General features: G+C 70.8%; 26 protein-coding genes and 1 pseudogene. 19 read left to right on the top strand and 8 right to left on the bottom strand.

Annotation, left to right across the window (positions count from 1 at the left end):
• Positions 1–57 precede the first annotated feature (57 nt).
• Positions 58–753, bottom strand: a complete 696-nt coding sequence (locus ACQEVS_RS15840; protein WP_433020911.1) for a hypothetical protein — start codon at positions 751–753, stop codon at positions 58–60.
• A 97-nt stretch (positions 754–850) separates the two neighbouring features.
• A complete protein-coding gene (locus ACQEVS_RS15835) occupies positions 851–1,744 on the bottom strand; it encodes a hypothetical protein (RefSeq protein WP_433020908.1) in 894 nt (297 codons plus the stop codon).
• 195 nt (positions 1,745–1,939) lie between these two features.
• On the opposite strand from ACQEVS_RS15835, the gene ACQEVS_RS15830 reads away from it, so the two are divergent.
• Complete coding sequence (locus ACQEVS_RS15830; protein WP_433020905.1) at positions 1,940–3,133, top strand: RtcB family protein; 1,194 nt, start codon at positions 1,940–1,942, stop codon at positions 3,131–3,133.
• A gap of 36 nt (positions 3,134–3,169) precedes the next feature.
• Here ACQEVS_RS15830 and ACQEVS_RS15825 read toward each other — a convergent pair whose 3' ends face one another.
• The 3 genes from ACQEVS_RS15825 to ACQEVS_RS15815 all read right to left on the bottom strand — a co-directional run bounded on the left by ACQEVS_RS15825 (position 3,170) and on the right by ACQEVS_RS15815 (position 5,066).
• Complete coding sequence (locus tag ACQEVS_RS15825) at positions 3,170–3,550, bottom strand: VOC family protein (protein WP_351506692.1); 381 nt, start codon at positions 3,548–3,550, stop codon at positions 3,170–3,172.
• A 3-nt stretch (positions 3,551–3,553) separates the two neighbouring features.
• Positions 3,554–4,324 (bottom strand): SDR family oxidoreductase, encoded by a 771-nt coding sequence (locus ACQEVS_RS15820; RefSeq protein WP_185943829.1) that lies wholly within the window; start codon positions 4,322–4,324, stop codon positions 3,554–3,556.
• Positions 4,325–4,418: 94 nt separating this feature from the next.
• On the bottom strand, positions 4,419–5,066 hold the full coding sequence (locus tag ACQEVS_RS15815) for a hypothetical protein (protein WP_433020901.1): 648 nt from the start codon (positions 5,064–5,066) through the stop codon (positions 4,419–4,421).
• Between the two features lie 328 nt (positions 5,067–5,394).
• Here ACQEVS_RS15815 and hemL point away from each other — a divergent pair, with 328 nt between their 5' ends.
• From hemL to ACQEVS_RS15770, 9 genes and pseudogenes are all read left to right on the top strand, one after another.
• Positions 5,395–6,687 carry a glutamate-1-semialdehyde 2,1-aminomutase gene (hemL, locus tag ACQEVS_RS15810; RefSeq protein ID WP_433020898.1) on the top strand — a complete coding sequence of 431 codons (1,293 nt, stop codon included), beginning with the start codon at positions 5,395–5,397 and terminating at the stop codon, positions 6,685–6,687.
• Positions 6,688–6,722: 35 nt separating this feature from the next.
• Positions 6,723–7,364: pseudogene (locus tag ACQEVS_RS15805) on the top strand (histidine phosphatase family protein); the annotation flags it as partial.
• Positions 7,365–7,485: 121 nt separating this feature from the next.
• The gene (locus tag ACQEVS_RS15800) at positions 7,486–8,685 is read left to right on the top strand and encodes a hypothetical protein (protein ID WP_433020895.1); all 1,200 of its coding nucleotides are present in this window, start codon (positions 7,486–7,488) and stop codon (positions 8,683–8,685) included.
• A gap of 66 nt (positions 8,686–8,751) precedes the next feature.
• Entirely contained in the window at positions 8,752–9,387 is a 636-nt protein-coding gene (locus ACQEVS_RS15795; RefSeq protein WP_433020892.1) for a TlpA family protein disulfide reductase, read from the top strand.
• Positions 9,388–9,391: 4 nt separating this feature from the next.
• Positions 9,392–10,171, top strand: coding sequence for a cytochrome c biogenesis CcdA family protein (locus tag ACQEVS_RS15790; RefSeq protein WP_433020889.1), 780 nt, complete (start codon positions 9,392–9,394; stop codon positions 10,169–10,171).
• A 3-nt stretch (positions 10,172–10,174) separates the two neighbouring features.
• Positions 10,175–12,094, top strand: a complete 1,920-nt coding sequence (gene resB / locus ACQEVS_RS15785) for a cytochrome c biogenesis protein ResB (RefSeq protein ID WP_433020886.1) — start codon at positions 10,175–10,177, stop codon at positions 12,092–12,094.
• The gene (gene ccsB / locus ACQEVS_RS15780; RefSeq protein ID WP_433020883.1) at positions 12,091–13,245 is read left to right on the top strand and encodes a c-type cytochrome biogenesis protein CcsB; all 1,155 of its coding nucleotides are present in this window, start codon (positions 12,091–12,093) and stop codon (positions 13,243–13,245) included. Before resB ends, ccsB begins: the two co-directional genes overlap by 4 nt.
• A 121-nt stretch (positions 13,246–13,366) precedes the next feature.
• Positions 13,367–13,924, top strand: a complete 558-nt coding sequence (locus ACQEVS_RS15775) for a Uma2 family endonuclease (RefSeq protein ID WP_433020881.1) — start codon at positions 13,367–13,369, stop codon at positions 13,922–13,924.
• A gap of 36 nt (positions 13,925–13,960) precedes the next feature.
• Positions 13,961–14,491 carry an SRPBCC domain-containing protein gene (locus ACQEVS_RS15770; protein WP_433020879.1) on the top strand — a complete coding sequence of 177 codons (531 nt, stop codon included), beginning with the start codon at positions 13,961–13,963 and terminating at the stop codon, positions 14,489–14,491.
• 34 nt (positions 14,492–14,525) lie between these two features.
• On the opposite strand, the gene ACQEVS_RS15765 is transcribed toward ACQEVS_RS15770, so the two are convergent.
• Together ACQEVS_RS15765 and ACQEVS_RS15760 are read right to left on the bottom strand one after the other, a co-directional pair.
• Positions 14,526–15,941, bottom strand: coding sequence for a phosphocholine-specific phospholipase C (locus ACQEVS_RS15765; RefSeq protein WP_433027579.1), 1,416 nt, complete (start codon positions 15,939–15,941; stop codon positions 14,526–14,528).
• A gap of 301 nt (positions 15,942–16,242) precedes the next feature.
• Positions 16,243–16,575: a PLD nuclease N-terminal domain-containing protein gene (locus ACQEVS_RS15760; protein WP_433020875.1), complete on the bottom strand. Its 333-nt coding sequence runs from the start codon at positions 16,573–16,575 to the stop codon at positions 16,243–16,245.
• A gap of 87 nt (positions 16,576–16,662) precedes the next feature.
• Between ACQEVS_RS15760 and ACQEVS_RS15755 the strand changes: the two genes are divergently transcribed.
• The 3 genes from ACQEVS_RS15755 to ACQEVS_RS15745 are packed head-to-tail and all read left to right on the top strand — an operon-like array spanning position 16,663 to position 19,798.
• Positions 16,663–18,120 carry a menaquinone biosynthesis decarboxylase gene (locus ACQEVS_RS15755; RefSeq protein ID WP_004943649.1) on the top strand — a complete coding sequence of 486 codons (1,458 nt, stop codon included), beginning with the start codon at positions 16,663–16,665 and terminating at the stop codon, positions 18,118–18,120.
• 43 nt (positions 18,121–18,163) lie between these two features.
• Positions 18,164–19,066, top strand: coding sequence for a menaquinone biosynthesis prenyltransferase MqnP (gene mqnP / locus ACQEVS_RS15750; RefSeq protein WP_433020871.1), 903 nt, complete (start codon positions 18,164–18,166; stop codon positions 19,064–19,066).
• 27 nt (positions 19,067–19,093) lie between these two features.
• On the top strand, positions 19,094–19,798 hold the full coding sequence (locus ACQEVS_RS15745) for a UbiX family flavin prenyltransferase (protein ID WP_433020868.1): 705 nt from the start codon (positions 19,094–19,096) through the stop codon (positions 19,796–19,798).
• Here ACQEVS_RS15745 and ACQEVS_RS15740 read toward each other — a convergent pair.
• Positions 19,795–19,938: a hypothetical protein gene (locus tag ACQEVS_RS15740; protein ID WP_433028175.1), complete on the bottom strand. Its 144-nt coding sequence runs from the start codon at positions 19,936–19,938 to the stop codon at positions 19,795–19,797. The genes ACQEVS_RS15745 and ACQEVS_RS15740 overlap by 4 nt on opposite strands.
• A 129-nt stretch (positions 19,939–20,067) precedes the next feature.
• On the opposite strand from ACQEVS_RS15740, the gene ACQEVS_RS15735 reads away from it, so the two are divergent.
• The 6 genes from ACQEVS_RS15735 (at position 20,068) to ACQEVS_RS15710 (ending at position 25,780) form a co-directional block, all read left to right on the top strand.
• Positions 20,068–20,523, top strand: a complete 456-nt coding sequence (locus ACQEVS_RS15735; RefSeq protein ID WP_004943663.1) for an Lrp/AsnC family transcriptional regulator — start codon at positions 20,068–20,070, stop codon at positions 20,521–20,523.
• 121 nt (positions 20,524–20,644) lie between these two features.
• A complete protein-coding gene (gene mqnE / locus ACQEVS_RS15730) occupies positions 20,645–21,808 on the top strand; it encodes an aminofutalosine synthase MqnE (RefSeq protein WP_433020864.1) in 1,164 nt (387 codons plus the stop codon).
• Positions 21,809–21,917: 109 nt separating this feature from the next.
• Positions 21,918–22,466: an N-acetyltransferase family protein gene (locus ACQEVS_RS15725; RefSeq protein ID WP_433020861.1), complete on the top strand. Its 549-nt coding sequence runs from the start codon at positions 21,918–21,920 to the stop codon at positions 22,464–22,466.
• 185 nt (positions 22,467–22,651) lie between these two features.
• The gene (locus tag ACQEVS_RS15720; RefSeq protein ID WP_433020858.1) at positions 22,652–22,939 is read left to right on the top strand and encodes a DUF4229 domain-containing protein; all 288 of its coding nucleotides are present in this window, start codon (positions 22,652–22,654) and stop codon (positions 22,937–22,939) included.
• 412 nt (positions 22,940–23,351) lie between these two features.
• Positions 23,352–24,710, top strand: a complete 1,359-nt coding sequence (locus ACQEVS_RS15715) for a dicarboxylate/amino acid:cation symporter (protein WP_433020855.1) — start codon at positions 23,352–23,354, stop codon at positions 24,708–24,710.
• Positions 24,711–25,120: 410 nt separating this feature from the next.
• Complete coding sequence (locus ACQEVS_RS15710) at positions 25,121–25,780, top strand: TetR/AcrR family transcriptional regulator (protein ID WP_433027576.1); 660 nt, start codon at positions 25,121–25,123, stop codon at positions 25,778–25,780.
• Positions 25,781–25,787 lie beyond the last annotated feature (7 nt).

The raw sequence follows: 25,787 nt of genomic DNA, 5'->3' as shown, positions 1-25,787 counted from the left end.
GACACGGACGAAGGGCCCGCCTCCCCTCGGGGGGGGCGGGCCCTTCGCCTTTCCGCGCTACTTCTTGTTGGCGGCGGCCACCGAGGCCACCGCCTCCTTCGCCGCGTCCTGCGCGTCCTTCGTCAGATCGGCCGCGCTCGGGCGCTTCGCGCCCTCGTACCCCGCGCCGCTGTACTTGAGGGCGACCACCACGTTGGCCGTCCGGGCGACCACCGTGACGTTGGAGAAGTCGACGTCCTTCTTCTTGGTCGTCGTGGTCACCGTCGACGCCCAGTCGCCGATGCCACTGGTCTTGTCGGTCTTGACGTCCTTGGGGTCGTCCTCGGTGGTGGCCATCTTGACCTGCTGGTTCGCGTAGTCCTGCGCGCGCTTGTCGGCGGAGCCCGCCGTCGGGTCGCCGCTCAGGGCCATGATGTGCAGGTTCAGCGAGCGGAACTGCTGGTCGGCGGCGTCGTCGCTGTCCAGCCCGCTCCAGAAGCAGCTGCCGGTCAGCTGCTCGTTCTTCGCCTTCGGCACCAGCTTGTCGATCGTCTTGCCCGAGAGGGCCTTGCACAGGTCGGGGACCTTGGCGTACTTCCCGGTGGTGACCGGCGGCGTGGCACTGGACTTGGCCGGGGCGGAGGCCGAGGGCGTCGCGGAGTTCGAGGAGCTCTTCTTCCCGCCGTCCGAGTCCGAGCAGCCGGCGACGAGCATCACCGGTACTGCGGCGCAGGCGAGGAGTCGGGCGAGGCGCGGAGCTGTTGGTCGGTGCATGGGTCCTTCGCTCAATCGGTGCGGGGCCGGACAGGGCTACTGGCACGGTACGCGGCCGGGCCGCGGCGGCGGCCGGAAAGGGGTGGTACTCGCCGGGTCAGTTGCTGAAGTGCCCGGCCTCGATCTCACGGGCCAGGCTGTGCGCCTTGCCCTGGAGGTCCTGGCTGCCCGGGACGCGGGTCCGGTCGGTGGGCTGCTGGTGGTAGACGATCGTCACCAGGACGTTCGCGGCGCGGAAGACCACCGTCACGTCCCGGTGCACGTCGGCGCCGCCGGACGTCAGCCGGTCGCTGACGAACGCGTCGTCGCCCACGTCGTCCAGCGGCCGCGAGCCCAGCTCCGGCTCCTCCTGCGCGGCGGGCGGGGTGGCCGAGGCGGCGGGGCGGGACGAGGCGTCGGTGGTCTTCGGCTCGTTCTTCCCGCCCTTGGTGCTCTTCGAGGCGCCCTTGGGGGTGCCCTTGCCCGACGACGGGGGCGACGAGGGCGTCTTCGCCGGGGAGGACGGCGAGGAACCCGACGACGCCTCGGGGATGTGCGCGGCGTCGGCCAGCTTGTCGTACAGCTGCCGCGCCCGCTCCTCGTCGCTGACCCCGGCCTGGTAGGACACCACCCGCTCGAAGTCGACCGACAGCCGGCGGGTGCCGTCCGGGGTCTCCTGGTTCCACCGGCAGCCGACACGGCGGTCCGCGTCGTAGGTGAGGGTGGGCTGCCCCCGGTAGAGCTTCTCGGCGTCCGGATCGCCGTCGTCGCCGCCGCCGGGGAGCATCCGGCGGAGCGTGTCGCGGCTGACGTAGCCGCACGGCTCGGGGAGGCTGTGGTACTTGCCCGGTTCGGCCGCGGGTGCCGCGGACTCGCCCAGGCCGGGCTTGGGATCGTCGTCCCCGCCCGCCCCTCCCGAGCCGCCGCTGCATCCGGCCAGCCCCGCCGCGAGCACGGCGGCGGCCAGTCCGGCCACCGGTGCAGCTACCAGCCGGTGCGCCTTTCGCTGCACTGTCCGTGGCTCCCTTCGCCCGCTCGTCCACGGGCTCCCGGCCCGCTCGGGGGCCGAAAACCGGTTGTCGCGGCCGGGGGGCCGCTGGACACAATGTCTACCGCACGCGCCGCCGCACCGCTGGTCCGCTGTCGTGAATCCACGGATTGATCCGGCTTTTGCGTTATCTGCCTTTTATGGGGGAATGAGGAAATCATGCCGTACACCGAGCTGCCCGGCGCCCGGGTGCCGATCCGTATGTGGGCGGACCCGGCGACGGTCGAGGACGGCGCGATGCAGCAGCTGCGGAACGTCGCCACCCTCCCGTGGATCGAGGGCCTGGCCGTGATGCCGGACGTGCACTACGGCAAGGGCGCGACCGTCGGCTCGGTGATCGCCATGCGCGGCGCGGTCTGCCCGGCCGCCGTCGGCGTGGACATCGGCTGCGGCATGTCCGCCGTGAAGACCTCCCTGACCGCGAACGACCTCCCCGGCGACCTCTCCCACCTGCGCTCCCGCATCGAACGGGCGATCCCGGTGGGCTTCGCGATGCACGACGAGGCCGTGAATCCGGGCCGGCTGCACGGCTTCCCGACGGCGCCGTGGGACGACTTCTGGCGGCGGTTCGACGGGATCGCGGAGGCGGTCAAATTCCGTCGGGATCGGGCGCTGAAGCAGATGGGATCGCTCGGTGGTGGCAACCACTTTGTCGAAGTTTGTCTGGATGAGACCGGTTTGGTCTGGTTGATGCTCCACTCCGGTTCCCGCAACATCGGCAAGGAACTGGCCGAGTACCACATCGGCGAGGCCCGCAAGCTGCCGCACAACCAGGGGCTGGTCGACCGTGACCTGGCCGTCTTCGTGGCGGACACCCCGCAGATGGCGGCCTACCGGAACGACCTCTTCTGGGCCCAGGAGTACGCGCGCCACAACCGCGAGATCATGATGGCCCTCCTCCAGGACGTCGTCCGCAAGGAGTTCAAGAAGGCCAAGGTCGCCTTCGAGCCCGTGATCTCCTGCCACCACAACTACGTGGCGGAGGAGACCTACGAGGGCATGGACCTGCTCGTCACCCGCAAGGGCGCGATCCGCGCGGGCGGCGGCGAGTACGGCATCATTCCCGGCTCGATGGGCACGGGCTCGTACATCGTGCGCGGCCTGGGCAACGCCGCGTCCTTCAACTCGGCCTCCCACGGCGCCGGCCGCCGGATGAGCCGCAACCAGGCGAAGAAGCGGTTCACCGAGCGGGATCTGGCGGAGCAGACCCAGGGCGTGGAATGCCGCAAGGACCGCGGCGTGGTGGACGAGATCCCGGCGGCCTACAAGCCGATCGAGCAGGTCATGGACCAGCAGCGGGACCTCGTCGAGGTGGTCGCCAAGCTCAAGCAGATCGTCTGCGTCAAGGGCTGACCCGCGGCCGCGCACACCGCGCGGCCGCCCCGCCCGTCACGCGTCCTGCGGGTACCAGCGGAGCTCGATCGTGTTGCCGTCCGGGTCGCGGACGTAGAGGGACTCCGCCTGGCCGCGGGCGCCGAAGTTGTTCGAGGGGCCGCTGACGACGTCGAAGGTGCCGGCGTCGATGACCTGCTGCCAGTCGAGGGGCTCGACGACCAGGCAGAAGTGGTCGACGTTGGTCTCGCCGCGGTCGCGCTGGAACAGGTCGATGATGGTGCCGGAGGAGACGCGGACCGACGGGAACGGGACCTTTCCGGCGCGCCACTCGTCGACGCGCACCGGCTCCAGGCCGAGCGGGCCGGTGTAGAAGGCCAGGGAGCGCTCGACGTCGGTGACGTTGAGGACGAGGTGGTCGAAGCCGGTGACGCGCATGAGTCAGTTCTCCTGGGGCTCGCGGTGCACCTTGTAGTTGGACGCCTGGGCGCGGGGGCGCAGCACGAGCAGGTCGACGTTCACGTGGTGCGGCCGGGTGACCGCCCAGGTGATCGTCTCCGCCACGTCCTCGGCTGTCAACGGTTCGCTGACGCCCGTGTAGACGCTGTCGGCCTTGCCCTCGTCGCCGCGGAAGCGGTTGAGGGCGAACTCCTCGGTGCGGACCATGCCGGGGGCGATCTCGATGACGCGCACGGGCAGGCCGTTGAGCTCCAGGCGCAGGGTCTCGGCGATGACGTGGGCGCCGTGTTTGGCGGCGACGTAGCCGCCGCCGCCCTCGTAGGTGGCGAGGCCGGCGGTGGAGGAGACGATGACGACCGTGCCGGGGGAGTCCTTCCACAGGGGGAGGAGAGCCTGGGTGGTCTGGAGGGTGCCGAGGACGTTGACCTCGTACATGGTGCGCCAGTCGGCGGGGTCGGCGGTGGCGACCGTCTCGGTGCCGATGGCGCCGCCGGCGTTGTTGACCAGGACCTCGACCGGGGCGTAGTCGTCGAGGAAGACGGAGAAGACGGTGACGGCGTCGCGGTCGGTCACATCGAGCTCGTACGCGACGGCCTGGTGGCCGGCCTCGGTGAGTTCGGCGGCCAGGGCGTCGATGCGGTCCTTGCGGCGGGCGGTGAGGACGACGCGGTAGCCGGCGGCGGCCAGGGCGCGGGCGGTGGCGGCGCCGATCCCGCTGCTCGCTCCGGTGATCACGGCGGTGGGGGTGGTCATGGGGCCTCCTCGGGCGGCGGTGGCGTCACGGACGGGCGTGGCTGGTGCCGAGGATATGACGGGTGTTCGGTTCCGGGGCCGGGCCCCGGTGCGGTCAGGGCCAGACCAGGCAGTACGGCTGGTGGCCGGCCTCGTGCAGCCGGTGGCTGAAGTCCTGCCACTCGTGGAGCAGCCGGTAGACCGTGAAGGCGTCGCGGGGGCCGCCCCGGTCGGGGACGGTGGACCAGATGAAGGCGGCGGCGCCGACGGATTCCTCGCCGATGCCGCGCAGCGGGTCGACGACCGTCATGGGGAGCTTGACGACGGCGTAGTCGGGGTGGAGCACGACCAGTTCCAGCGGGGGCACTTTGTGCAGGGGTATGCCCTGGATGCCGGTGAGCACCATGGCGGCGACGGTCTCCGGCTTGATCCTGGTGAACATGCCGCCCATGCCCAGTTCGTCACCGCCGAGCTCTTCGGGGCGCATGGAAATGGGCACGCGTGCCGCGGTGGCCCCGTTGGGCGCGCCGAAATACTTGTAGGTCACCCCCACTCGGCCACTCCTGATCGCGCTGTGTCCCCCGTCGACCCTGTCGTTGTCGTCGGTCCTGTCGGCCCTGCCCGCCCCGCCGGGTCCGCCGACGCCGTCCGCGCCGCCGGCCCTGAGGTGGTCGTCCCGCCGGTGCCGGCCCCTGCGGGGCGGCCGGGCTCGCTCGGGCCCCAGGTCGTCGGTGCCCTCACCCAGTCCGCCACCGCGATGCATATCTCCACCCGATCGCTTTTTTACGCAGCACAGCCCCCGCCGCGCAACCCGATCATCGTCTCAGACACCTCCCCCGTCGAGAGCGTGTGAAACGCCCGGACACACGTGCCCACGGGGCTCTGAGACCATGGCTAGCGTGAGCTACCCCTCTTCGGCCCCAGTGTCCCAGATGCGCGGGGGCCGGCACCCGGTCGGAAGCAGGAGAAAACCCAGCGAACCCGAGTGAACCCCAGCAGGGCCCACAAGCCGGGGCGTGCGGCGGCCGTCGCCGTCCCTCCCTACGTCTGTCGCAGGCAGGAACAGAGTGCCTTATTCATATGAAGCCCCAGTGTCCCAGACGCTCTTCGAGCGCGCGGCGGTCGTGACGCCCGGTGGCGTGAACTCTCCGGTGCGGGCGTTCCGTGCCGTGGGTGGTACGCCCCGGTTCATGGTGTCCGCGACCGGTCCGTACCTCACTGACGCGGACGGCCGGGAGTACGTGGATCTGGTCTGCTCGTGGGGGCCGATGATTCTCGGCCACGCGCACCCCGAGGTGATCGCTTCGGTGCAGGCCGCGGTGGCCCGCGGTACGTCGTTCGGCACGCCCGGCGAGGGCGAGGTGGCCCTCGCCGAGGAGATCGTGGCGCGGGTGGAGCCGGTGGAGCAGGTGCGCCTGGTCTCGTCGGGGACCGAGGCGACGATGTCGGCGATCCGGCTGGCGCGCGGGTTCACCGGCCGGGCCAAGGTGATCAAGTTCGCGGGCTGCTACCACGGTCATGTGGACGCGCTGTTGGCCGCGGCCGGCTCGGGTGTGGCGACGTTCGGGCTGCCGGACACGCCGGGCGTCACCGGCGCCCAGGCGGGCGACACGATCGTGCTGCCGTACAACGACCTGGAGGCCGTGCACGAGGCGTTCCACGCGCACCCGGGCGAGATCGCCTGTGTGATCACCGAGGCGTCGCCGGGCAACATGGGCGTCGTGCCGCCGCGGCCGGGCTTCAACGAGGGCCTGAAGCAGGCGTGTGCCAAGAACGGCGCCCTGTTCATCTCCGACGAGGTCATGACCGGTTTCCGGGTCTCGAAGGCCGGCTGGTACGGCGTGGACGGCGTCAAGCCGGACCTGATGACGTTCGGCAAGGTGATGGGCGGCGGCTTCCCGGCGGCGGCGTTCGGCGGCCGGGCCGACGTGATGGCGCACCTGGCCCCGGCGGGCCCGGTCTACCAGGCGGGCACGCTGTCCGGGAACCCGGTGGCGACGGCGGCGGGCCTGGCGCAGCTGCGGCTGCTGGACGACGCGGCGTACGAGCGGGTGGACGCGGTGTCGGCCGAGGTCGGCGGGCTGGTGACGGCGGCGCTGACGAAGGAGGGCGTGGCGCACCGGCTGCAGACGGCGGGCAACATGTTCTCGGTCTTCTTCACGGACCGGGAGGTCACGGACTACGAGCTGGCCAAGCGGCAGCAGTCGTTCCGGTACACCGCCTTCTTCCACTCGATGCTGGCGCAGGGCGTCTACCTGCCGCCGTCGGCGTTCGAGTCCTGGTTCGTGTCGACGGCCCACGACAGCGCGGCGATCGAGCGGATCGCGGCGGCCCTGCCCGCGGCGGCGCGGGCGGCGGCCGAGGCGACGGAGGAGCAGAAGTGAGTGGCGAGGGCAACGACATCACCGTCGTGCACCTGATGCGGCACGGCGAGGTGCACAACCCGGACGGCGTGCTGTACGGCCGCAGACCGGGCTACCACCTGTCGGACCTGGGCCGGGAGATGGCGGACCGGGTGGCCGAGCACCTGGCGGGCCGGGACGTCACGCATGTCGTGGCCTCGCCGCTGGAGCGGGCGCAGGAGACGGCGACGCCGATCGCCAAGGCGCACGGTCTGGACCTGGCGACGGACGGGCGGCTGATCGAGGCGGAGAACGTCTTCGAGGGCAAGACCTTCGGCGTCGGCGACGGCGCGCTGCGCAAGCCGGCCAACTGGAAGCACCTGACCAACCCGTTCCGGCCGTCGTGGGGCGAGCCCTACGTGGAGCAGGTGGTGCGGATGATGGGCGCGCTGAACGCGGCGCGGGACGCGGCCCGCGGGCACGAGGCGGTGTGTGTCAGCCACCAGCTGCCGATCTGGATCGTGCGCAGCTTCGTGGAGCGGCGCCGGCTGTGGCACGACCCGCGGAAGCGGCAGTGCACGCTGGCCAGCCTGACGACGTTCACCTACCGCGGCGACAAAATCGTTTCGGTGGGCTACAGCGAGCCGGCGCGCGACCTGGTCCCGGCCCACCTGCGGGCGGGCGCCAAGCCGGTCAAGGGCGGCGCCAAGGCGTTCGGGCCTGACCGCACGGGTCCGGGAGTACCGCGACCGCCGTACGCCGACGCGCCCCCGTCCGAGTTGTCGTCTTATATGGACGACAGGAGGGCGGGGGCGCGTCGACGACGAGCGGAGGCCGCGCGTGCCGGACATCGGCCGACGAGGATTCCTGGGCGCGGTCGCGGGCGCGGCCGTGGCGTCGGCGGCCGCGAGCTGTTCGTCCGCCCCGGACCGGGCCGCGCATCCGGTGGTCGCCCCGGCCCGGGGGCTGGCCCATGTGCGGCCGATCGGCGACGGTTCGACGGCGGACACGGGCCGGCAGCCGGGCCGGTTCCCGCCGCCGGAGCGGCTGGAGCCCGGGCAGCGCCCGCCGCAGTTCGTCGTCTTCTCCTGGGACGGCGCCGGCGAGGTCGGCGACGGCCTCTTCCCGCGCTTCCGCGGGCTCGCCCGGGACCACGGCGTGCGGATGACCTTCTTCCTCACCGGCCTCTACTGCCTGCCGGAGTCCCGCAAGTCGCTCTACCGGCCGCCGAACAACCCGGTCGGCGCCTCGGCCATCGGCTACCTCTCCGACGAGCACATCAAGGAAACCCTGCGGAACCTGCGCGCGGCGTGGCTGGAGGGCCACGAGATCGGCACGCACTTCAACGGGCACTTCTGCTCCGGGCCCGGTTCGGTGGCCCGCTGGACGCCGGCGCAGTGGGAGTCGGAGATCGAGCAGGCCGTCTCGTTCGTCATGTCGTGGCGGACGAACACCGGCTTCACCGACGTCGAGCCGCTGCCCTTCGACTACCGCAAGGAGCTGGTCGGCGGCCGGACACCCTGTCTGCTGGGCCGGGGGAACCTGCTGCCCACGGCGGCGAAGCTGGGCTGGCGGTACGACGCGAGCTCGCCGGGCGGACGGCAGGTGTGGCCGGTGAAGCGGCAGGGGATTTGGGACTTTCCGTTGCAGTTGATCCCCTTTCCGGGTCACTCTTTCGAGCTGCTTTCCATGGACTACAACCTGCTCGCCAACCAGTCCCGCAACTCCACCAACGCCCCGCCCGCCCACTACCCGGGCTGGCGGCGGCAGGCCACGGAGGCGTACCTCGCCGGGTTCCGGCGCGCGTACGAGACCAACCGGGCGCCGTTCTTCATCGGCAACCACTTCGAGCGCTGGAACGGCGGGATCTACATGGACGCCGTGGAGGAGGCACTCAAACGCATCGCCGACGAACGGCACGCGGACGTCCGTTTGGTCTCGTTCCGGGAGCTGTGCGACTGGCTGGACGCCCAGGATCCGGCGGTGCTGGAACGGCTGCGCCGGCTGCGGACCGGGGAGAAGTGGACTCCGGGCCGCTGAGCACCAGGGTCGGGTGGGGCAAGGGGGCGCGGAAGATCCCGTAAATCGCCATGCGAAACTTTTCACATGAGTGCCTGCCGCGCCGATCGACGCACCCGGTTCCGCCCGTTCCGCCGTCGTACCACCGTGCCGGCCGTCGGCGCCGTCCTCGTGGCGCTGACGACGCTGAGCGCGTGCGGGTCCGGCGGGACCTCCGGCGGGGGCGGTGAGACCCAGTTCGTGCAGGGGACCGGCGGGGTCGACATCGTCAAGGACCAGGGCGCCCGGAAGGACGCGCCGGAGCTGTCCGGCACGACCCTCCAGGGCGAGGAGCTCAACGCCACCCAGAAGTTCAAGGGCAAGATCATTGTCTTCAACGTCTGGGGCTCGTGGTGCGCTCCCTGCCGGGCCGAGGCGAAGAACCTGGTCAAGGCGGCCCGGGACTACAAGAGCAAGGGCGTCGAGTTCGTGGGCCTCAACGTCCGCGACCCCGACAAGGCGAACTCCGTCGCCTTCGAGAAGACCTTCGAGGTCCCGTACCCGAGCATCCACGACTCCGGCGGGAAGCTGATCCTGCGCTTCCCCAAGGGCAACCTCAACCCGCAGGCCATCCCCTCCACGGTCTTCATCGACCGGAACGGGAAGATCGCCGGCCGGGCGCTCAAGCCGCTGACCGAGGACGAGCTGACCGGGACCCTCGACCAGCTGGTCGCGGAGAAGTGACGCCGTGAACGCCGCGCCGATCGTCCTCGCCGCCTCCGGCGACGGCCTGAACCACACCATCCTCTCCGGAGCGCTGCTGCTGGCCCTGCCCGTGGCGGTGCTCGGCGGGCTGGTGTCGTTCTTCTCCCCGTGCGTGCTGCCGCTGGTGCCGGGCTACCTCTCGTATGTGACGGGGGTCGGCGGCGCGGATCTGGCGGAGACCCGCCGGGGCCGGATGCTGGCCGGCTCCTCCCTCTTCGTCCTGGGCTTCAGCGCCGTCCTCGTCTCGATGGGCGCGGCCTTCGGCTACTTCGGCACCACCCTCCAGCGGTACCAGGGGACGATCTCCACCGTCCTCGGCGCCGTCATGATCGTCCTCGGACTCCTCTTCACGGGCCTGCTGAACCGATTCGGTCAGCGCGAGTTCAGGTTCCACGTGAAACCCACGATGGGGCTGCTCGGGGCGCCGCTGCTGGGCATCGGCTTCGGCGTCGGCTGGACGCCGTGCATCGGGCCCACGCTGGCCGCCGTCCAGGCCCTGTCGTTCAAGGAGGCCAGCCCGGGCCGGGGCACCCTGCTCACCCTCGCCTACTGCGTCGGGCTCGGCCTGCCGTTCATACTCACCGCCCTCGCCTTCCGCCGGGCGCTCGGCGCCTTCGGCTGGGTCAAGAAGCACTACGCATGGGTCATGCGGATCGGCGGCGGCATGCTCGTCCTGGTCGGCCTCCTGCTGGTGACGGGAGCGTGGGACTACCTCATCCAGGACCTGCAGACGTGGTCGAACAAGTACCAACCCGGGATCTGAACCATGGCCAAGACCGATAGCACGCCCACCACCGAGGCGCAGGAGGACGACGCCGCCGGCGCCCGGCTGTCCACGGCCCCGGCCGAGGACCGCGGCCAGGCGGTCCTGGGCTCGTTCGGCGGGGTCCGGCGCCCGGGCGCGCTGGGCGCGCTCGCCTGGACCGGGCGGGAGGTCCTCGGCTGGCTGCGCTGGTTCTGGCGGCAGCTGACCTCGATGCGGGTCGCGCTGATCCTGCTGCTCCTGCTCTCCCTCGCGACCATCCCCGGCTCGCTGATCCCGCAGACCAGCGTCGACTCGGTGAAGGCCGACACGTGGAAGAACGCGCACAAGACGCTGACGCCGATCTACGAGAAGCTTCAACTCTTCCACGTCTACAGCTCGGTGTGGTTCTCGGCGATCTACCTCCTGCTGTTCATCTCGCTGATCGGCTGCATCGTCCCGCGCACCTGGCAGTTCGTCGGCCAGCTCCGCGGCCGGCCGCCGAAGGCGCCGCGCCACCTCGACCGGCTGCCCGCCTACGCCACCTGGCGCACCGACGCCGATCCGGACGAGGTGCTGGCGGCGGCCCGGCGGGCGCTGCGCCGCAAGCGCTTCCGCACGGTCGTGGCGGGCGACTCGGTCGCCTCCGAGAAGGGCTACCTGCGCGAGGCGGGCAACCTCCTCTTCCACGTCTCCCTGATCGTGATGCTGGTGGCGTTCGCGTCCGCGCAGCTGTGGAAGTACGAGGGCGGCAAGCTCGTCGTCGAGGGCGACAAGTTCTCGAACACGCTCACGCAGTACGACGACTTCAAGTCGGGCACGCTGTTCAACGCCGATGACCTGCCCCCGTTCGGCTTCGAGCTCAAGGGCTTCACCGGGACGTACGAGCGCACCGGCCCGCAGAAGGGCACGCCGCGCGACTACCGGGCGCACATCAGCTACTGGAAGGGCGCGGACGGCAAGCCGCGCGACACCACGATCAAGGTGAACGAACCGCTGGAGGTCGACGGTTCGAAGGTGTACCTCCAGGGCCACGGCTACGCGCCCCGGGTGACCGTGCGCGACGGCCAGGGGACCGTGGTCTACCAGGGCGCGGTCGCCTCGCTGCCGCTGGACAACAACATCACCGAGACCACCGTCATCAAGGTCCCCGACTACTGGGACAAGAACGGCAAGAAGGGCCAGATCGGCTTCCGGGGCAACTTCGTCCCCACGCTCGACCTGCGCACCGGCCGGATGGCGTCGGTGTTCCCGGCGCTGGACAACCCGTATCTGATCCTCACCGCCTACCAGGGCGACCTGGGCCTCGACTCGGGTCTGCCGCAGAGCGTCTACAAGCTCGAGACCAAGCGGATGAAGCAGTTCAAGGAGGGGGACCGGCCCTTCGCACGGGCGCTGAGGCCCGGCGAGACCATGACGCTGCCCGACGGCGCGGGCTCGCTGAAGTTCGACGGCATCGGCACCTGGGCGACCTTCCAGATCTCCCACAAGCCCGGCGACATGCCGGCGCTGGCCGGTGCCGTCGCGGCGCTGATCGGCGTGGCCGGGTCGCTGTTCATCCAGCGCCGCCGGGTGTGGGTGCGTGCCGTGCGCGGGGCGGACGGGCGTACTGTCGTCGAGCTGGCCGGCCTCGGGCGCAGCGAGTCGGCCAAGGTGCCGGACGAGCTGTACGAGCTGGCGGTCGCGCTGCAGAACGGGGCGCCGCCGGTGGCGGAGGAGGAGGAACGGGAGCCCGACGGGAAGGCCCCCTCCGGCGAGAAGTCCGACGAGAGCTCCGATGAGAGCTCCGACAAGAGCTCGGCACAGAGCGAAGAAGAGAAGGCCGTGGAGACAGCCGAGGAACGGGCCGTGAAGAAGCCCGCCGAAGCGAACGCCGACGCGACCGCCGAAGAATCCCCCCGATCCGCTGAACCCACAGATTCCTCCGAAGGAGCGCGCGCGTGAACATCGCTGCCGCGGCCAACGAGAACATGGCCCATACCAGCAATGTGCTGATCTACTCGGCGATGGCCGTCTACACCCTCGCCTTCCTCGCACACATCACCGAGTGGGTCTTCGGCAGCCGCAGCGCCGTCGGCCGGACCGCCGCCGCGATCACGGCGGAGCCCCGCCCGGCCGCCGTCGCCGTCACCGTCCGCAAGGCGGGCGGCACGGCGGTGCTGGAGCGGCCCAAGGTCGTCACCCGGTCGGCCCCCGGCACCCGCGACGACGTCCCCGACGGCCCGGGCGCGGCCGGCACCAGCGAGAAGGGCGACCTGTACGGCCGCATCGCGGTCTCGCTGACCGTGCTGGCCTTCGCGCTGCACGCGGGCGGGGTGCTCACCCGCGCCCTGTCGGTGCGGCGGGCGCCGTGGGGCAACATGTACGAGTTCTCCACGACCTTCGGCATGGTCGCCGTCGCCGTCTACCTGGGGCTGCTCGTCGCCAAGAAGAACATCCGCTGGCTGGGCCTGCCGCTGGTCACCACGATCCTGCTCGACCTGGGTCTGGCCATGAGCGTGCTCTACACCTCCAGCGACCAGCTGGTGCCCGCGCTGCACTCGTACTGGCTGTGGATCCACGTCTCCTGTGCGATCGTCTCCGGCGCCTCGCTGTACGTCGGCGCCGTCTCCACCCTCTTCTACCGCTTCCGCGACGGCTACGAGCTCCGGCTGGCGGCCGGCAAGACGGGACCGGGCGTCCTGGAGAACAAGCTCAAGGGCCTGCCGAACGACGCCGGCCTGGGCATCCGCCTGGGCGTCCGCCTCCACATGGCCTGGGACAACATGCTGAGCCGCATGCCGTCCGCGGCGACGCTCGACAAGTTCGGCTACCGGATCAACGCGACCGTCTTCCCGCTGTGGACCTTCACGATCATCGCGGGCGCGATCTGGGCCGAGGCCGCCTGGGGCCGCTACTGGGGCTGGGACCCCAAGGAGGTCTGGTCCTTCATCACCTGGGTCGCCTACGCCTCCTACCTCCACGCCCGCGCCACCGCCGGCTGGAAGGGCCGCAAGGCCGCCTACCTCGGCCTGGCCGCGTTCGCCTGCTACATCTTCAACTACTACGGGGTCAACTTCCTCTTCGGCGGCAAGCACTCCTACTCGGGCGTCTGACGGACACCCGTCCCGCGTCACCCATATGGGCCCGCTCCCTCTTTCGGGGGGAGCGGGCCTTTGTGCGAGGGTGAGGGCAGGAGTGCGTTCCTAGACTCGGATTTCAGACGGGGAGGTGCCGATGGTGACCGTTGAGGACTCGGCCGAGCTGGATGAGATGTTCGCCCTCATCGAGGCCATGAATGTGCCTGCGGGGTATCGGGCGGAGATCATCGAGGGGGAGATCGTCATGAATCCGCAGCGCGCGGTGCACGCAATGATCATTCGGGGGTTGAATCGCGCCCTGGAAGCCGGTCTGGGGATTGACGCCAAGATTCTCTGGGATGTCCGTATCGACTTCCCGGGAACGCTCAACGGCTACGCCCCCGACATCGCTCTGGTGAAGGAGGGTGCGGAAGAGGATGATCGCGGGTGCTTCGACTACCGCGACGTCGAGTTCGTCGCCGAGGTCGTCTCCAAGGGCAGTAGGCGCGACGACTACGACGCCAAGCTGAAGGTCTACGCCGCCGCCGGCATCCCGACGTACCTCATCGCCGACCCGAAGACGGGCGTGGCGCACGTCTTCCACGCGCCGCGCGACGGTGCGTACACGGATGAGACGAGCCACACCTTCGGCGAGAAGTTCGCCCTCCCCGGCTCCGGCATCGTGATCGACAGCACCTCCTGGCCCCGCGACTGACGCGCGGGACGCGGGGGGCTGTGGTGTGCTGGAGGCATGGAGATGCCGTCCCCCTACGGGGCCTCGGAGACCCACGGTGACGTTCACACGCTCTGCTACGAGCTGTCGCTCCCGTACCCCCGGGAGCGGGTCTGGGCGGCGGTCGCGACGCCGGAAGGGCTGCCGACCTGGCTGGCCGCCGCCGAGCCGTTCGAGCGGCGGGAGGGCGGGGCGATCACGCTGCGGTGGCAGAACACCGACCCGCGGGGCAACGCCACCGTCGCGCCGGGCCGGGTGACCGCCTGGGAGCCGGAGAGCCTCGCCGAGTACACCGTCGAGATCCACGGGCGCATCCGGTTCGAGCTGGAGAAGGCGCCGGCGAGCGTCGGCGGGACGCTGCTGCACTTCACCAACGAGATGCCCGGGACGGACGACCAGCGGCTGGACTGCCTGGCCGGGTGGCACCACCACTTCGAGTACCTGCTGCGGGCGCTGGCCGGGCATCCCGCCGACTGGACGGACTGGCGGCTCGACCGGTGGCGGGAGCTCCGGGCGGAGTACGGGAAGGGGAAGCGGGAGCTCCCCTAGGGGCGGGCCCGGTGGGGCCCACCCCTGGGGCCGCTCACCGTCGGGGCCGCGTGCCCTTCTCCTGTACCGGGACCTTCTGCGTCGCCCCCGGCAGCGTCGGCTTCGGCAGGTGGGCGACCTCCCACTCCGCCTCCTCCAGCTCCTTCGCCGTGTCGCTCGGCAGCCGCGGCGCCGGGGAGGCCGGGGCGTCGAAGCCGAAGGCCGAGGTGAGATCCCCGAACGTACGCCGTCGCCAGTCGCTGATGTTGGGCTCCCGGACGCCCGTGAAGCGCTCCAGGAAGCGCAGCGCCGAGGTGTGGTCGAACGCCTCGCCCGCCGCCCAGCCGCCGACCGTCCACGGCGAGACGATCAGGCAGGGGACCCGGAAGCCGCCGCCGATCGGCAGACCCTTGACGAACTCGTCCTTCGTCCCCTTCGGCGGCACCGGTGGCGGGACGTGGTCGAACAGGCCGTCGTTCTCGTCGTAGTTGAGGATGAAGACGGTCTTCGCCCAGACCTTGGGGTTGTCCGCGATCGCCTCGATCTTCTTGGCGACGAAGTCCGCGCCGGCGGCCGGCATGTAGTTCGGGTGCTCGGACTGCGGGCCCGTGGGGATGATCCACGAGACGGCCGGGAGGCGGTCGTTGCGGGCGTCGTCCTCGAACGTGCCCTCCGGCTGCCGGCGCATCCCACGCTCGTACAGCGGATCGCCGGGCTTCGCGTCGCGGAACCGCTTGAACCACTCCAGCATGTTGCAGCCGTAGTTGTCCGCCTGCTGGTAGACCCGCCAGCTGATGCCCGCCGCCTGGAGGCGCTCGGCGTAGGTGGTCCAGCGGTAGGGGGACGGCATGGTGTTGCTGATGACCGGACCGCCCTTGGTGCCGCCGGGGTCGATGGTGCCCGTCATCCAGTAGAGACGGTTGGGCCAGGTGGGGCCGAAGACCGAGCAGAAGTAGTTGTCGCAGATGGTGAACGTCTCGGCGAGGGCGAACTGGAACGGGATGTCCTCGCGGGTGTGGTAGCCCATCACGTACGGGCCGTTCTTCCCGTCCGCCTTGCGGTGCGCGGGCAGCCACTTGTCCATCTTCCCGCCGTTCCACGCCTCGTGCTGGACGGACCAGGCGTGGCTGGTGGACGGGATGGCCTGCGCGCTCGTCTTCCGGGTGTCGAGGTGGAAGGGGAGCAGGTAGCCCTTGGGGTTCTCGGCGTCCGGCTGGTGGAAGACGCTGCGGCCGGTCGAGAGCCGCAGGGCCTTGGGGTCGGCGAAGCCGCGGACGCCCTTGAGGGTGCCGAAGTAGTGGTCGAAGGAGCGGTTCTCCTGCATCAGCATGACCACGTGCTCGACGTCCGCCAGCGAGCCGCGCCGTGGCGGCCCGGCCGCCACGGCGCGCTGCACGCTGGGCGGAAGCAGCGAGAGCGCGGCGGCGCCGGCGCCGGCCGCGGCCGAGCCGAGGAGTCTTCGTCTGCTCATCATCCCGGGCATTGCACCCTCCCTGAGGTCGCGTCAGGCCACAGTGTGGCCGTTGCGACTCTCCCGGCCCGGGAGTGCGGGGGATAGGGGAGTGCGGGTGAAATGCTCGGCAATTGGCCGTAAAGGAGGGGGAGTTGTGGACCGCGGGAATGATGGGATGGTGATCGTATTACCCGATCGGGGGATCAGGCGCTGGGCCGATGGGCGCACGCGGCGCCCGCCGAACGGGCGGCCCGGTCGAGCCCCGCGCCCGGCCGAGCCCGAGCCCGGCCGGCTCCCGCTCGGCCCCGGTCTTCGCCGCTCAGCCCCGGTCCTCGCCCTCCCCGCGCGGCCGGCGGTCCTCGTCCAGCGAGCGCAGGAACTCGGGATTGTCGTCCGGTGCCACCCAGCCGCGGCCACCGCTCCCGCCGGCCCCCGAGGCGCCGCGCCGGCCGGCCCGGCCGGACGCCGCGCGCGGCCGGCCCACGGCGAGCCAGGCGACCGGCCCGAGCAGCACCTCGCCGAAGAGCAGGATGATGATCACCCACGCGGTCTTCGGCAGCTTGCGGACCTCTTCTTCGGGCGTGTTCAGGCAGTCGATGAACGCGTAGATCCACAACGCCAGGACCAGCAGGAACGGCAGATACCTGAGCATTGGCCGAAGGCCCCCGGGACGTGGCGGTGGGGCCGTCCCGCGGCCCCGTGACAAGGCCAGGGTAGTCCGTGCTCGATACTGGAACGCATGGCTTATGACGATCTCCGCTCGTTCCTCAGAGCGCTCGAACGCGACGGCGACCTCAAGCGCGTCAAGGCCGAAGTCGACCCCCACCTGGAAGTCGGGGAGATCGTCGACCGGGTGAACAAGGCCGGCGGCCCGGCCCTCCTCTTCGAGAACGTCAAGGGCTCGGCGATGCCCCTGGCGATGAACGTCTTCGGCACCGACCGGCGGCTGCTCAAGTCGCTCGGCCTGAAGTCCTACGACGAGATCGGCGAGAAGATCGGCGGGCTGCTCAAGCCCGAGCTGCCGCAGGGCTTCGTCGGGATCCGGGAGGCGTTCGGCAAGCTGGGCGCGATGGCGCACGTGCCGCCGCGCAAGGTGAAGCCCGGCGACGCGCCCGTCCAGGAAGTGGTGCTCACCGGGGACGACGTCGACCTGGACGCGCTCCCGGCGCTCTTCACCTGGCCCGAGGACGGCGGCTCCTTCTTCAACCTGGGGCTCACCCACACCAAGGACCCCGAGACCGGCGTCCGCAACCTCGGCCTCTACCGGCTCCAGCGCCACGACAAGCGCACCATCGGAATGCACTGGCAGATCCACAAGGACAGCCGGAACCACTACCAGGTCGCCGCCCGGCGCGGCGAGCGGCTGCCGGTGGCCATCGCCTTCGGCTGCCCGCCCGCCGTGACGTACGCGTCGACCGCGCCGCTGCCGGCGGACATCGACGAGTACCTCTTCGCCGGCTTCGTGCAGGGCAAGCGGATCGACATGGTCGACTGCAAGACCGTCCCGCTCCAGGTGCCGGCCGCGGCCGAGGTGGTGCTGGAGGGCTGGCTGGAGCCCGGGAAGATGCTCCCGGAGGGCCCGTTCGGTGATCACACCGGCTTCTATACGCCGCAGGAACCGTTCCCCGCGCTGACCATCGACTGCGTCACCATGCGGCGGCGCCCGCTGCTCCAGTCGATCGTCGTCGGCCGGCCGCCGACGGAGGACGGGCCGCTGGGCCGGGCGACGGAGCGTTTCTTCCTGCCCCTGCTCAAGATCATCATCCCGGACATCGTCGACTACCACCTGCCGGAGTCCGGCGGGTTCCACAACTGCGCGATCGTCTCGATCGACAAGAAGTACCCGAAGCACGCGCAGAAGGTCATGCACGCCGTCTGGGGCGCGCACATGATGTCGCTGACCAAGCTGATCGTGGTCGTGGACAAGGACTGCGACGTCCACGACCTGCACGAGGTGTCCTGGCGCGCGTTCGGCAACGTCGACTACGCGCGCGACCTCACCGTCGTCGAGGGCCCGGTCGACCACCTCGACCACGCGTCGTACCAGCAGTTCTGGGGCGGCAAGGCGGGCATCGACGCCACCGCGAAGTGGCCCGAGGAGGGCTATACGCGGGACGGCGGCTGGCCGTCGATGGTGGAGTCGGACCCGGAGACCGCCGCCCGGGTGACGAAGCGCTGGAAGGAGTACGGGCTGTGACGTCTACGGCCGCCGTTCGCACGGGTGGCCGGGGGTGGCGCCGATGAGCGCCTCCGCCGCCGCCGTCCCGCAGCCGGGGCGCACCCGGGCGTTCCTGCGCCTGGTGCTGATAGAGCACTCGGTGTTCGCGCTGCCCTTCGCGTACATCGCCTCGTTCACGGCGATGTACCAGGAGGACGGGCGCATCCACTGGTGGAAGCTCTTCCTCGTCACCGTGGCGATGGTCGGGCTGCGCACCTTCGCGATGGCCTGCAACCGGATCATCGACCGCGAGATCGACGCCCGCAACCCGCGGACCGCCAACCGCGAGATCGTCACCGGCGCGGTCTCCGTCCGCTCCGCGTGGACGGGCGCGCTGGTGGCCGTCGTCATCTTCCTGGGCGCCGCGGGCCTGCTGAACCCGCTGTGCCTGGCGCTGGCCCCGATCGCGGTGATCCCGATGGTGGTCTACCCGTACGGGAAACGGTTCACCGACTTCCCGCACGCGATCCTGGGCCTGGCGCAGGCCATGGGCCCGGTCGGCGCCTGGCTGGCGGTGACCGGTTCCTGGTCCTGGGACGCGGTGATACTGGGGCTCGCGGTCGGCGTCTGGATCGGCGGCTTCGACCTGATCTACGCCTGCCAGGACGTCGCCGCCGACCGCGTACATGGCGTGAAATCGACCCCCGCCCGCTTCGGCGTCCCGGCCGCGCTCCACGGCGCCCGCGTCTGCCACGTGATCACCTCCGCCCTGCTGGCCTGGTACGGCGTGGCCACCCACGCGGGCGTGTTCTTCTGGACCGGCCTGGTGGTGGTCGTCGCGACGTTCCTGTACGAACACTCGATCGTCCGCCCGCACGACCTGTCCCGCCTGAACCGCGCCTTCTTCACGGTCAACGGCTTCATCGGGATTGCCCTGTTCGTGTGCGCGCTGCTGGATCTGGGGGTGCGGGGGCTGGGGGTGTAGTCACCCCGGCCGACTAGGCTCGGGGGCGTGGAGCCGTACGAACACGCAACGCAACGATCCGAGCGCCGGCCCTGGGTGGTCGGTGTTTCCGGTGCGTCCGGGACGCCCTACGCGGCGGCCGTGGTGCGCGGGCTGCTGGCGGCGGGGGAGGGCGTGGACCTGGTGGTCAGCCGGGCCTCGCGGCTGACGCTGCTGGACGAGACCGGGGTCTCGTTCCGGGACGCGCACTGGCGGGACGACCTGCGGCAGTGGCTGTCGATGGGGGCGGACGGGAAGCCGCAGGCGTTCGAGGTGGGCGACGCGGAGCTCGCCCGGGTGCGGTACTGGGCCGCCGGTGATCTGGCGGCGGGGCCGTCGTCGGGTTCGTACCCGGTGAAGGGGATGCTGATCGTCCCGGCGAGCACGGCCTGTGTGGCGGGTGTGGCGCTGGGGCTGTCGAAGGACCTGCTGCAGCGGGCCGCGAGCGTGACGCTCAAGGAGCGGCGGCCGCTGGTGGTCGCGGTGCGCGAGACGCCGCTGAGCGGTCAGACGCTGCGCCAGCTGGTGGCGCTCGACGAGGCGGGCGCGATCGTGCTGCCCGCCTCTCCGGCGTTCTACGCGGGGGCGACGCACATCCAGGATCTCGTGGACTTCGTCGCCGGGCGGGTACTGGACGCGGCGGGGGTGCCGCACCGGTACTACCGCAGGTGGAAGGGGGAGCTCGGCGGCGGCCGGGCCCCGGAGGGGAGTTAGCGCTTCTTCGTGGCGCGCGCGGCGGGGGCCCCTGCGGCCTCGGCGCGGCGGGCGGCGGTGACGGACTGATGGGCACGCGAGCGGTTGGCCAGGTCCTGCAGCTCGCGCATGCGGGCGTAGGCCATCTCGATCGTGTACACGGGGCTCACTCCTGAAGGATCGTTGGTGCCGTAAGCGTTCGGTGAAAGATTTTCGGGGCGTCAGCCCTTCAATGCCTTAGATTCTACATGCAAGACGGCAAGTTCGCTGATTATTGAAAGGTTCCAGCCATGGACGCGGTGGACAGGCAGCTCATCCAGGCCCTCCGGGAGAACGGGCGGGCCTCGTACGCGGAACTGGGCCGGCTCGTCGGGCTGTCCGGCCCGAGCGTCACGGACCGGATCAACCGCCTGGAGGCGGCCGGTGTCATCACCGGCTACCGCGCGACCGTCAACGCCGCGTCGCTGGGCCTGGGCGTCACGGCGCTCATCGGCATCCAGCTCTCGGACGCCGCCGACCACGAGGACGTGGCGCAGCGGCTGCGCGACCTGGAGGAGATCGAGGACTGCTGGTTCATCGCCGGCGACGACTCGTACATGCTCAAGGTGCGCGTCGGCGACGTCGACGGCCTGGAGCGCACCATCCGCCGGCTGTCCGGGACCAAGGGCGTGAGCCGCACCCGCACCACGATCGTGCTCTCCACCAAGTGGGAGAACCGGGTGGGCGAGCTGCCCGAGGACATCTGACGGGTGGCGGGCCGAGGCCCGAGGGCGTCTGACGGCCGTCTCCGGCGGGGGAGTAGGCTCGACCGGGCCAGGCGGAGGAAACCGGACGTACGTACTCCGGACATACCAGAGAGGCGATCGCATGGACGCGGGACTCAAGCGCGAGCTGGAGCAGAAGGTGCGCGCCGGTGAGCGGCTGACCCGCGAGGACGGCATCGCCCTCTACGAGTCCGACGACCTCGCCTGGCTCGGCGGTCTGGCCCACGAGGTGCGGACGCGGAAGAACGGGGACACCGTCCTCTTCAACGTCAACCGCCACCTCAACATGACCAACGTGTGCACGGCGTCGTGCGCCTACTGCTCGTTCCAGCGCAAGCCGGGCGAGAAGGACGCGTACACCATGCGCATCGAGGAGGCCGTCCGCCTCGCCAAGGCGATGGAGAACGACCACCTCACCGAGCTGCACATCGTCAACGGCCTGCACCCCACCCTGCCGTGGCGCTACTACCCGCGGTCGCTGAAGGCGCTCAAGGAAGCGTTGCCGCAGGTCTCCCTGAAGGCGTTCACCGCCACCGAGATCCACCACTTCGAGAAGATCTCCGGCATGCCGGCCTCCGAGATCCTCGACGAGCTGATCGACGCCGGTCTGGAGTCGCTGACCGGCGGCGGCGCGGAGATCTTCGACTGGGAGGTCCGGCAGCACATCGTCGACCACGAGACCCACTGGGAAGACTGGTCGCGCATCCACCGGCTCGCGCACGAGAAGGGCCTCAAGGGCCCGTCCACGATGCTCTACGGGCACATCGAGGAGCCGCGCCACCGCGTGGACCACGTGCTGCGGCTGCGCGAGCTCCAGGACGAGACCGGCGGCTTCCAGGTCTTCATCCCGCTGCGCTACCAGCACGACTTCGTGGACATGAAGGACGGCAAGATCCGCAACCGGCTCCAGGCGCGGACCTCCATGGCCACCGGCGCGGAGGCGCTGAAGACGTTCGCCGTCTCCCGGCTGCTCTTCGACAACGTCCCGCACGTCAAGGTCTTCTGGGTGATGCACGGCCTCCAGACCGCGCAGCTCGCCCTCCAGCACGGTGCCTCCGACATGGACGGCTCGGTCGTCGAGTACAAGATCACGCACGACGCGGACAACTACGGCACGCCGAACAAGCTGACCCGCGACGACCTGCTGGAGCTGATCCGCGACGCGGGCTTCCGCCCGGCGGAGCGGAACACGCGGTACGAGATCATCCGGGAGTACGACGGTCCGGACCCGGCGCGGCGCGAGGTGCCGCAGGCGATGCGGGTCTGAGTTCCCGAGTCCCGTCCTTCGGGCAGGTCCCGGAGCCCCGGTGAGGCACGCGCCTCACCGGGGCTCTTTCTCTTGCCGGGGCGTAGGGCGTAATGCTTGCATCGGCCGTATGTCTCTTACCTTCGTGCGTGATCCGCAGGTGACCCCCGGGCTCCGGGAGGAGTTCTCCCGCCTCTGGTACGACGTGTCGCGCGCGGGCGGGTCGGTGGGGTTCGTGCCCTCGGTGACCGAGGAGGAGGTGCGCGCGGCTGCCGGCGCGCAGTTCGCGCGGGTGGCCGCCGGGGAGCACCGGATGCTCGGCGCGTACGCCGGCGACGGCGAGTCCGGCGCCGACGCCACCGGCGGGCGGCTGGTCGGCACGGCGTTCCTCCGGCTCCACACCGACTTCAAGACGCGGCACTGGTCCATGGTCGTCCTGGTGATGCTCGACCCCGGCCTGCAGGGCGGCGGCCATGGGCTCCGGCTGATGCGGGAGACGGTCGACATGGCCCGCGACGCCGGCCTGGAGGCGCTGCGGCTGGAGGTGCGCGGCGGCATGGGGCTGGAGAGCTTCTACGGGCGGCTCGGGTTCAAGGAGGTCGGCCGGGTGCCGGGCGGGCTGCGGCTGGCGGCGGATGACTACCGCGACGACGTCCAGATGTGGCTCCCGCTGGACTGATGCGGCTCCCGATGGACTGCCGCGGCCCGGTCCGGCCGGCGTGGCTCGTTCCACGCCGGCGGGCCACGTTTCGGGTGGACACGGCTCGTTCCGGGCCGATGCGGCTCCCTCTGGATAGATCCACTCGCGCTCGTGCTTGACTGGTAGGGACCCTTTCGGCTGCCGTTGAGAAGAAGGTCCGTCCCGTGAGTAGCCAGAAGTACGCCTCGCTCCGATACACCGCTCTGCGATTCGGCCTGCTCGTCGCCTCTTTCGCCGTCGTGTGGGTGCTCTGCTACCTCCGCGCCATCCCGCTCGGGAGGAACGGCTCCAACCTCGTGTGGATGATCCTGCTGGCCCTGGTCATCTCGGCGCCGCTGAGCTGGGTGCTGCTGCGCAAGCAGCGGGACGCGATGGCGATGCAGGTGGCCGAGCGCGTCGAGCGGACGCGGGAGCGGCTGCAGGCGAACGCGGGGCAGGAGGACCGGGCCTGACCGGGCACGACCGGACAACTCACGCCAAGGGCGGCCATCGCCGCCAAGGGTAGTTTTCGTCACATAGCGCCGCACGTTCCGCCGCCGGGCCACCGCCCGGTGGGGGGACGTGCGGCGCTTTTGTGCGCCTTGCGGCGCTCCTGGGACCCCCCAGCTCAAAGAAACTCTTTGGGTTCCTCAAAGTTCCAGTGTTAACGTGTCGACATGAAGACAGCAGCAGCGCACCGAATCCCCACGGGCCCCGGCCTCGTGGCGCGCCTGCACGTCGATCTTTGCCGCTGTCTGTCCGCGGCCTGTCGCCGCCGCTGATCGCTCCTCGCCGATCACCCCGACGCGGCCGGAGATCCCGTACGTACGGACCTCCTGGCGCCTCGCGCCCTCTTCACCCCCCCGTCTGTCCCCGGAGAATCCGTTGTCCTCGACGCCCCCCTCCCCCGCGACCCCGTCCTCCGGGGTCCGCGCGACCCTCGGCCGGATATCCAAGGTGCCCTTCTGGGCACAGATCCTGCTCGGCCTCGTCCTCGGCGCCCTGCTCGGCTGGGCGGCCCGCAGCGGCGACATCGGCTGGCTGCAGACCACGCTCGACAAGATCGGTGACATCTTCGTCCAGCTGCTGATGGTCGTGGTGGCCCCGCTGGTCTTCTTCGCCATCCTGGTCTCGATCACCAACCTGCGGAACGTCTCCAACGCCGCGCGGCTGGCCTCCCGGACCCTCCTCTGGTTCATGATCACGTCGCTGATCGCCGTCACCATCGGCCTGACGATCGGCCTCCTCACGGACCCGGGCTCCGGCACCGGCCTCACCGCGGCCGACGGCGCCGACCCCAAGAAGAAGGGCTCCTGGCTCGACTTCATCACCGGCATCGTCCCGACCGACGTCATCACGCCGTTCACCCAGCTGAACGTGCTCCAGATCGTCTTCATGGCCGCCGTCGCCGGTGTCGCCGTCCTCCAGGTCGGCGAGAAGGCCCGCCCGCTGCTCACCCTCAGCGAGTCCGTCCTGGAGCTCCTCCAGAAGGTGCTGTGGTGGGTCATCCGGCTCGCCCCGCTGGGCAGCCTCGGCCTCGTCGGCCACGCCATCCACAAGTACGGCTGGGACCTGGTCGGCAAGTACGCGACCTTCACCGCGGACATCTACGTCGGCTGCGCCATCGTCCTCTTCGGCGTCTACCCGCTGCTGCTCGCGACGGTCGCCAAGGTCAACCCGCTGCGGTTCTTCAAGGGCGCCTGGCCCGCGATCCAGCTCGCGTTCGTCTCCCGCTCCTCCGTGGGCACCATGCCGCTCACCCAGCGGGTCACCGAGCGGCTGGGCGTGCCGAAGGAGTACACGTCGTTCGCCGTGCCGTTCGGCTCGACGACCAAGATGGACGGCTGCGCCTCCATCTACCCGGCCATCGCCGCGATCTTCGTGGCCCAGGTCTTCGACGTGCCGCTGGAGGTCCGCGACTACCTGCTGATCGCGTTCGTCTCGGTCATCGGCTCGGCCGCGACCGCCGGCCTGACCGGCGCCACCGTGATGCTCACCCTGACCCTCTCGACGCTGGGCCTGCCGATGGCCGGCGTGGGCCTGCTGCTCGCGATCGACCCGATCGTCGACATGATCCGCACCGCCACCAACGTCGCCGGCCAGTCCGTCGTCCCGATCATCGTCGCCTCCCGCGAGGGCATCCTCGACCGCGAGGCGTACGCCACGGCCGACGGCTCCAAGCTCGACGGCGAGCCGGAGCGCGAGCGCGCCCACGAGCAGGAGCCGGTGCTGAGCGCGGCCTGACGCGGCCGCCCGGGCGACCGGCATGTGACGGCGGGAGCCCCCGGCCTTCGTGGACGAACGAGGCCGGGGGCTCCCGCCGTCGCGTCGGCGATCCGGGGTGCGGCGTGATCGTCCCGCACGGCTCCCGGGTGGGCGCCTTCGCATGTCACGCGGGGTGGCGCGCCCGTTCGACGCCTCGTACGCCGTCGCCTGCCGTGGGGTGCCACGGGCCGTTCGGCTCGGCGGGGAGGGCCCGGCATGGCCGGAGGGCGGGCCTTGACGGGTACGCCGGGCGTGATGTTACCTGCCGGTACTGTAGCGGGGGCGGAGGGATGCTTGTTGTGACCACTGCACAGACCGACGCTGTCAGGAGCCGGGCCGGTGGCAAGGCGTCCGGGTCGGGCGGGGTGGCGAAACCCCGGGTCCGGCGGATGCCCCGGGAGGTGCGGGAGCGGCAGATGATCGACGCCGCCGTGCGGGTGTTCGCCCGCTGCGGCTACAGCGCCGCCTCGATGGACGAGATCGCCGAGCTCGCCGGGGCGTCCAAGCCGCTCATCTACCTGTACCTCCACTCGAAGGAGGACCTGTTCGGAACCTGCATCCGGCGGGAAGCGGAGGCGCTGCTCGGCGCCGTGCGGTCCGCCGTCGAGCCGCACGCCCCGGCGGACCGCCGGCTGTGGGACGGGCTGCGCGCGTTCTTCGCGCACACCGCGGCGCACCCGGAGGGGTGGGCGGTGCTCAGCTGCCGGGCCCGTACGCACGGTGAACCGTTCGACCGGGTGGTGGACGAACTGCGCGAGGAGATCGTGGAGGTCGTCGTGCGGTTGATCGAGGAGGCCGCTCAGGACGCCGCCGGGGAGGCGGCCGGCGGGGTGCCGCTCGACGGGCGGGAGGCGGTCGGGCTCGCGCACGCCCTCGTCGGCGCGGCCGAGTCGCTCGCCGGGTGGGCGAACGGGCCCGCCGGCGCCGTCCCCTCGGCGAAGGAGACGGCGGAGACGCTGATGAACGTGGCGTGGGTGGGGCTGCAGAACCTGGTGAGCGGTCGGCGCTGGGAGGCGGCGTCCGGGACCGGAGTGGTACCGCCCGGCTGAGGCTCCT

The sequence above is a fragment of the Streptomyces sp. CA-181903 genome, from assembly GCF_050937075.1.
GTDB lineage: Bacteria > Actinomycetota > Actinomycetes > Streptomycetales > Streptomycetaceae > Streptomyces.
Note: the sequence above shows the minus strand (reverse complement) of the source record. Positions and strands in the feature narration are given on the sequence as shown.

Coding starts and splice junctions, on each gene's coding strand:
- ACQEVS_RS15840 (WP_433020911.1), bottom strand. CDS start 753: ATGCACCGACCAACAGCTCCGCGCCTCGCCCGACTCCTCGCCTGCGCC.
- ACQEVS_RS15830 (WP_433020905.1), top strand. CDS start 1,940: ATGCCGTACACCGAGCTGCCCGGCGCCCGGGTGCCGATCCGTATGTGG.
- ACQEVS_RS15825 (WP_351506692.1), bottom strand. CDS start 3,550: ATGCGCGTCACCGGCTTCGACCACCTCGTCCTCAACGTCACCGACGTC.
- ACQEVS_RS15820 (WP_185943829.1), bottom strand. CDS start 4,324: ATGACCACCCCCACCGCCGTGATCACCGGAGCGAGCAGCGGGATCGGC.
- ACQEVS_RS15815 (WP_433020901.1), bottom strand. CDS start 5,066: ATGCATCGCGGTGGCGGACTGGGTGAGGGCACCGACGACCTGGGGCCC.
- ACQEVS_RS15795 (WP_433020892.1), top strand. CDS start 8,752: ATGAGTGCCTGCCGCGCCGATCGACGCACCCGGTTCCGCCCGTTCCGC.
- resB (WP_433020886.1), top strand. CDS start 10,175: ATGGCCAAGACCGATAGCACGCCCACCACCGAGGCGCAGGAGGACGAC.
- ACQEVS_RS15775 (WP_433020881.1), top strand. CDS start 13,367: ATGGTGACCGTTGAGGACTCGGCCGAGCTGGATGAGATGTTCGCCCTC.
- ACQEVS_RS15770 (WP_433020879.1), top strand. CDS start 13,961: ATGGAGATGCCGTCCCCCTACGGGGCCTCGGAGACCCACGGTGACGTT.
- ACQEVS_RS15765 (WP_433027579.1), bottom strand. CDS start 15,941: ATGAGCAGACGAAGACTCCTCGGCTCGGCCGCGGCCGGCGCCGGCGCC.
- ACQEVS_RS15760 (WP_433020875.1), bottom strand. CDS start 16,575: ATGCTCAGGTATCTGCCGTTCCTGCTGGTCCTGGCGTTGTGGATCTAC.
- ACQEVS_RS15755 (WP_004943649.1), top strand. CDS start 16,663: ATGGCTTATGACGATCTCCGCTCGTTCCTCAGAGCGCTCGAACGCGAC.
- mqnP (WP_433020871.1), top strand. CDS start 18,164: ATGAGCGCCTCCGCCGCCGCCGTCCCGCAGCCGGGGCGCACCCGGGCG.
- ACQEVS_RS15735 (WP_004943663.1), top strand. CDS start 20,068: ATGGACGCGGTGGACAGGCAGCTCATCCAGGCCCTCCGGGAGAACGGG.
- mqnE (WP_433020864.1), top strand. CDS start 20,645: ATGGACGCGGGACTCAAGCGCGAGCTGGAGCAGAAGGTGCGCGCCGGT.
- ACQEVS_RS15725 (WP_433020861.1), top strand. CDS start 21,918: ATGTCTCTTACCTTCGTGCGTGATCCGCAGGTGACCCCCGGGCTCCGG.
- ACQEVS_RS15710 (WP_433027576.1), top strand. CDS start 25,121: ATGCCCCGGGAGGTGCGGGAGCGGCAGATGATCGACGCCGCCGTGCGG.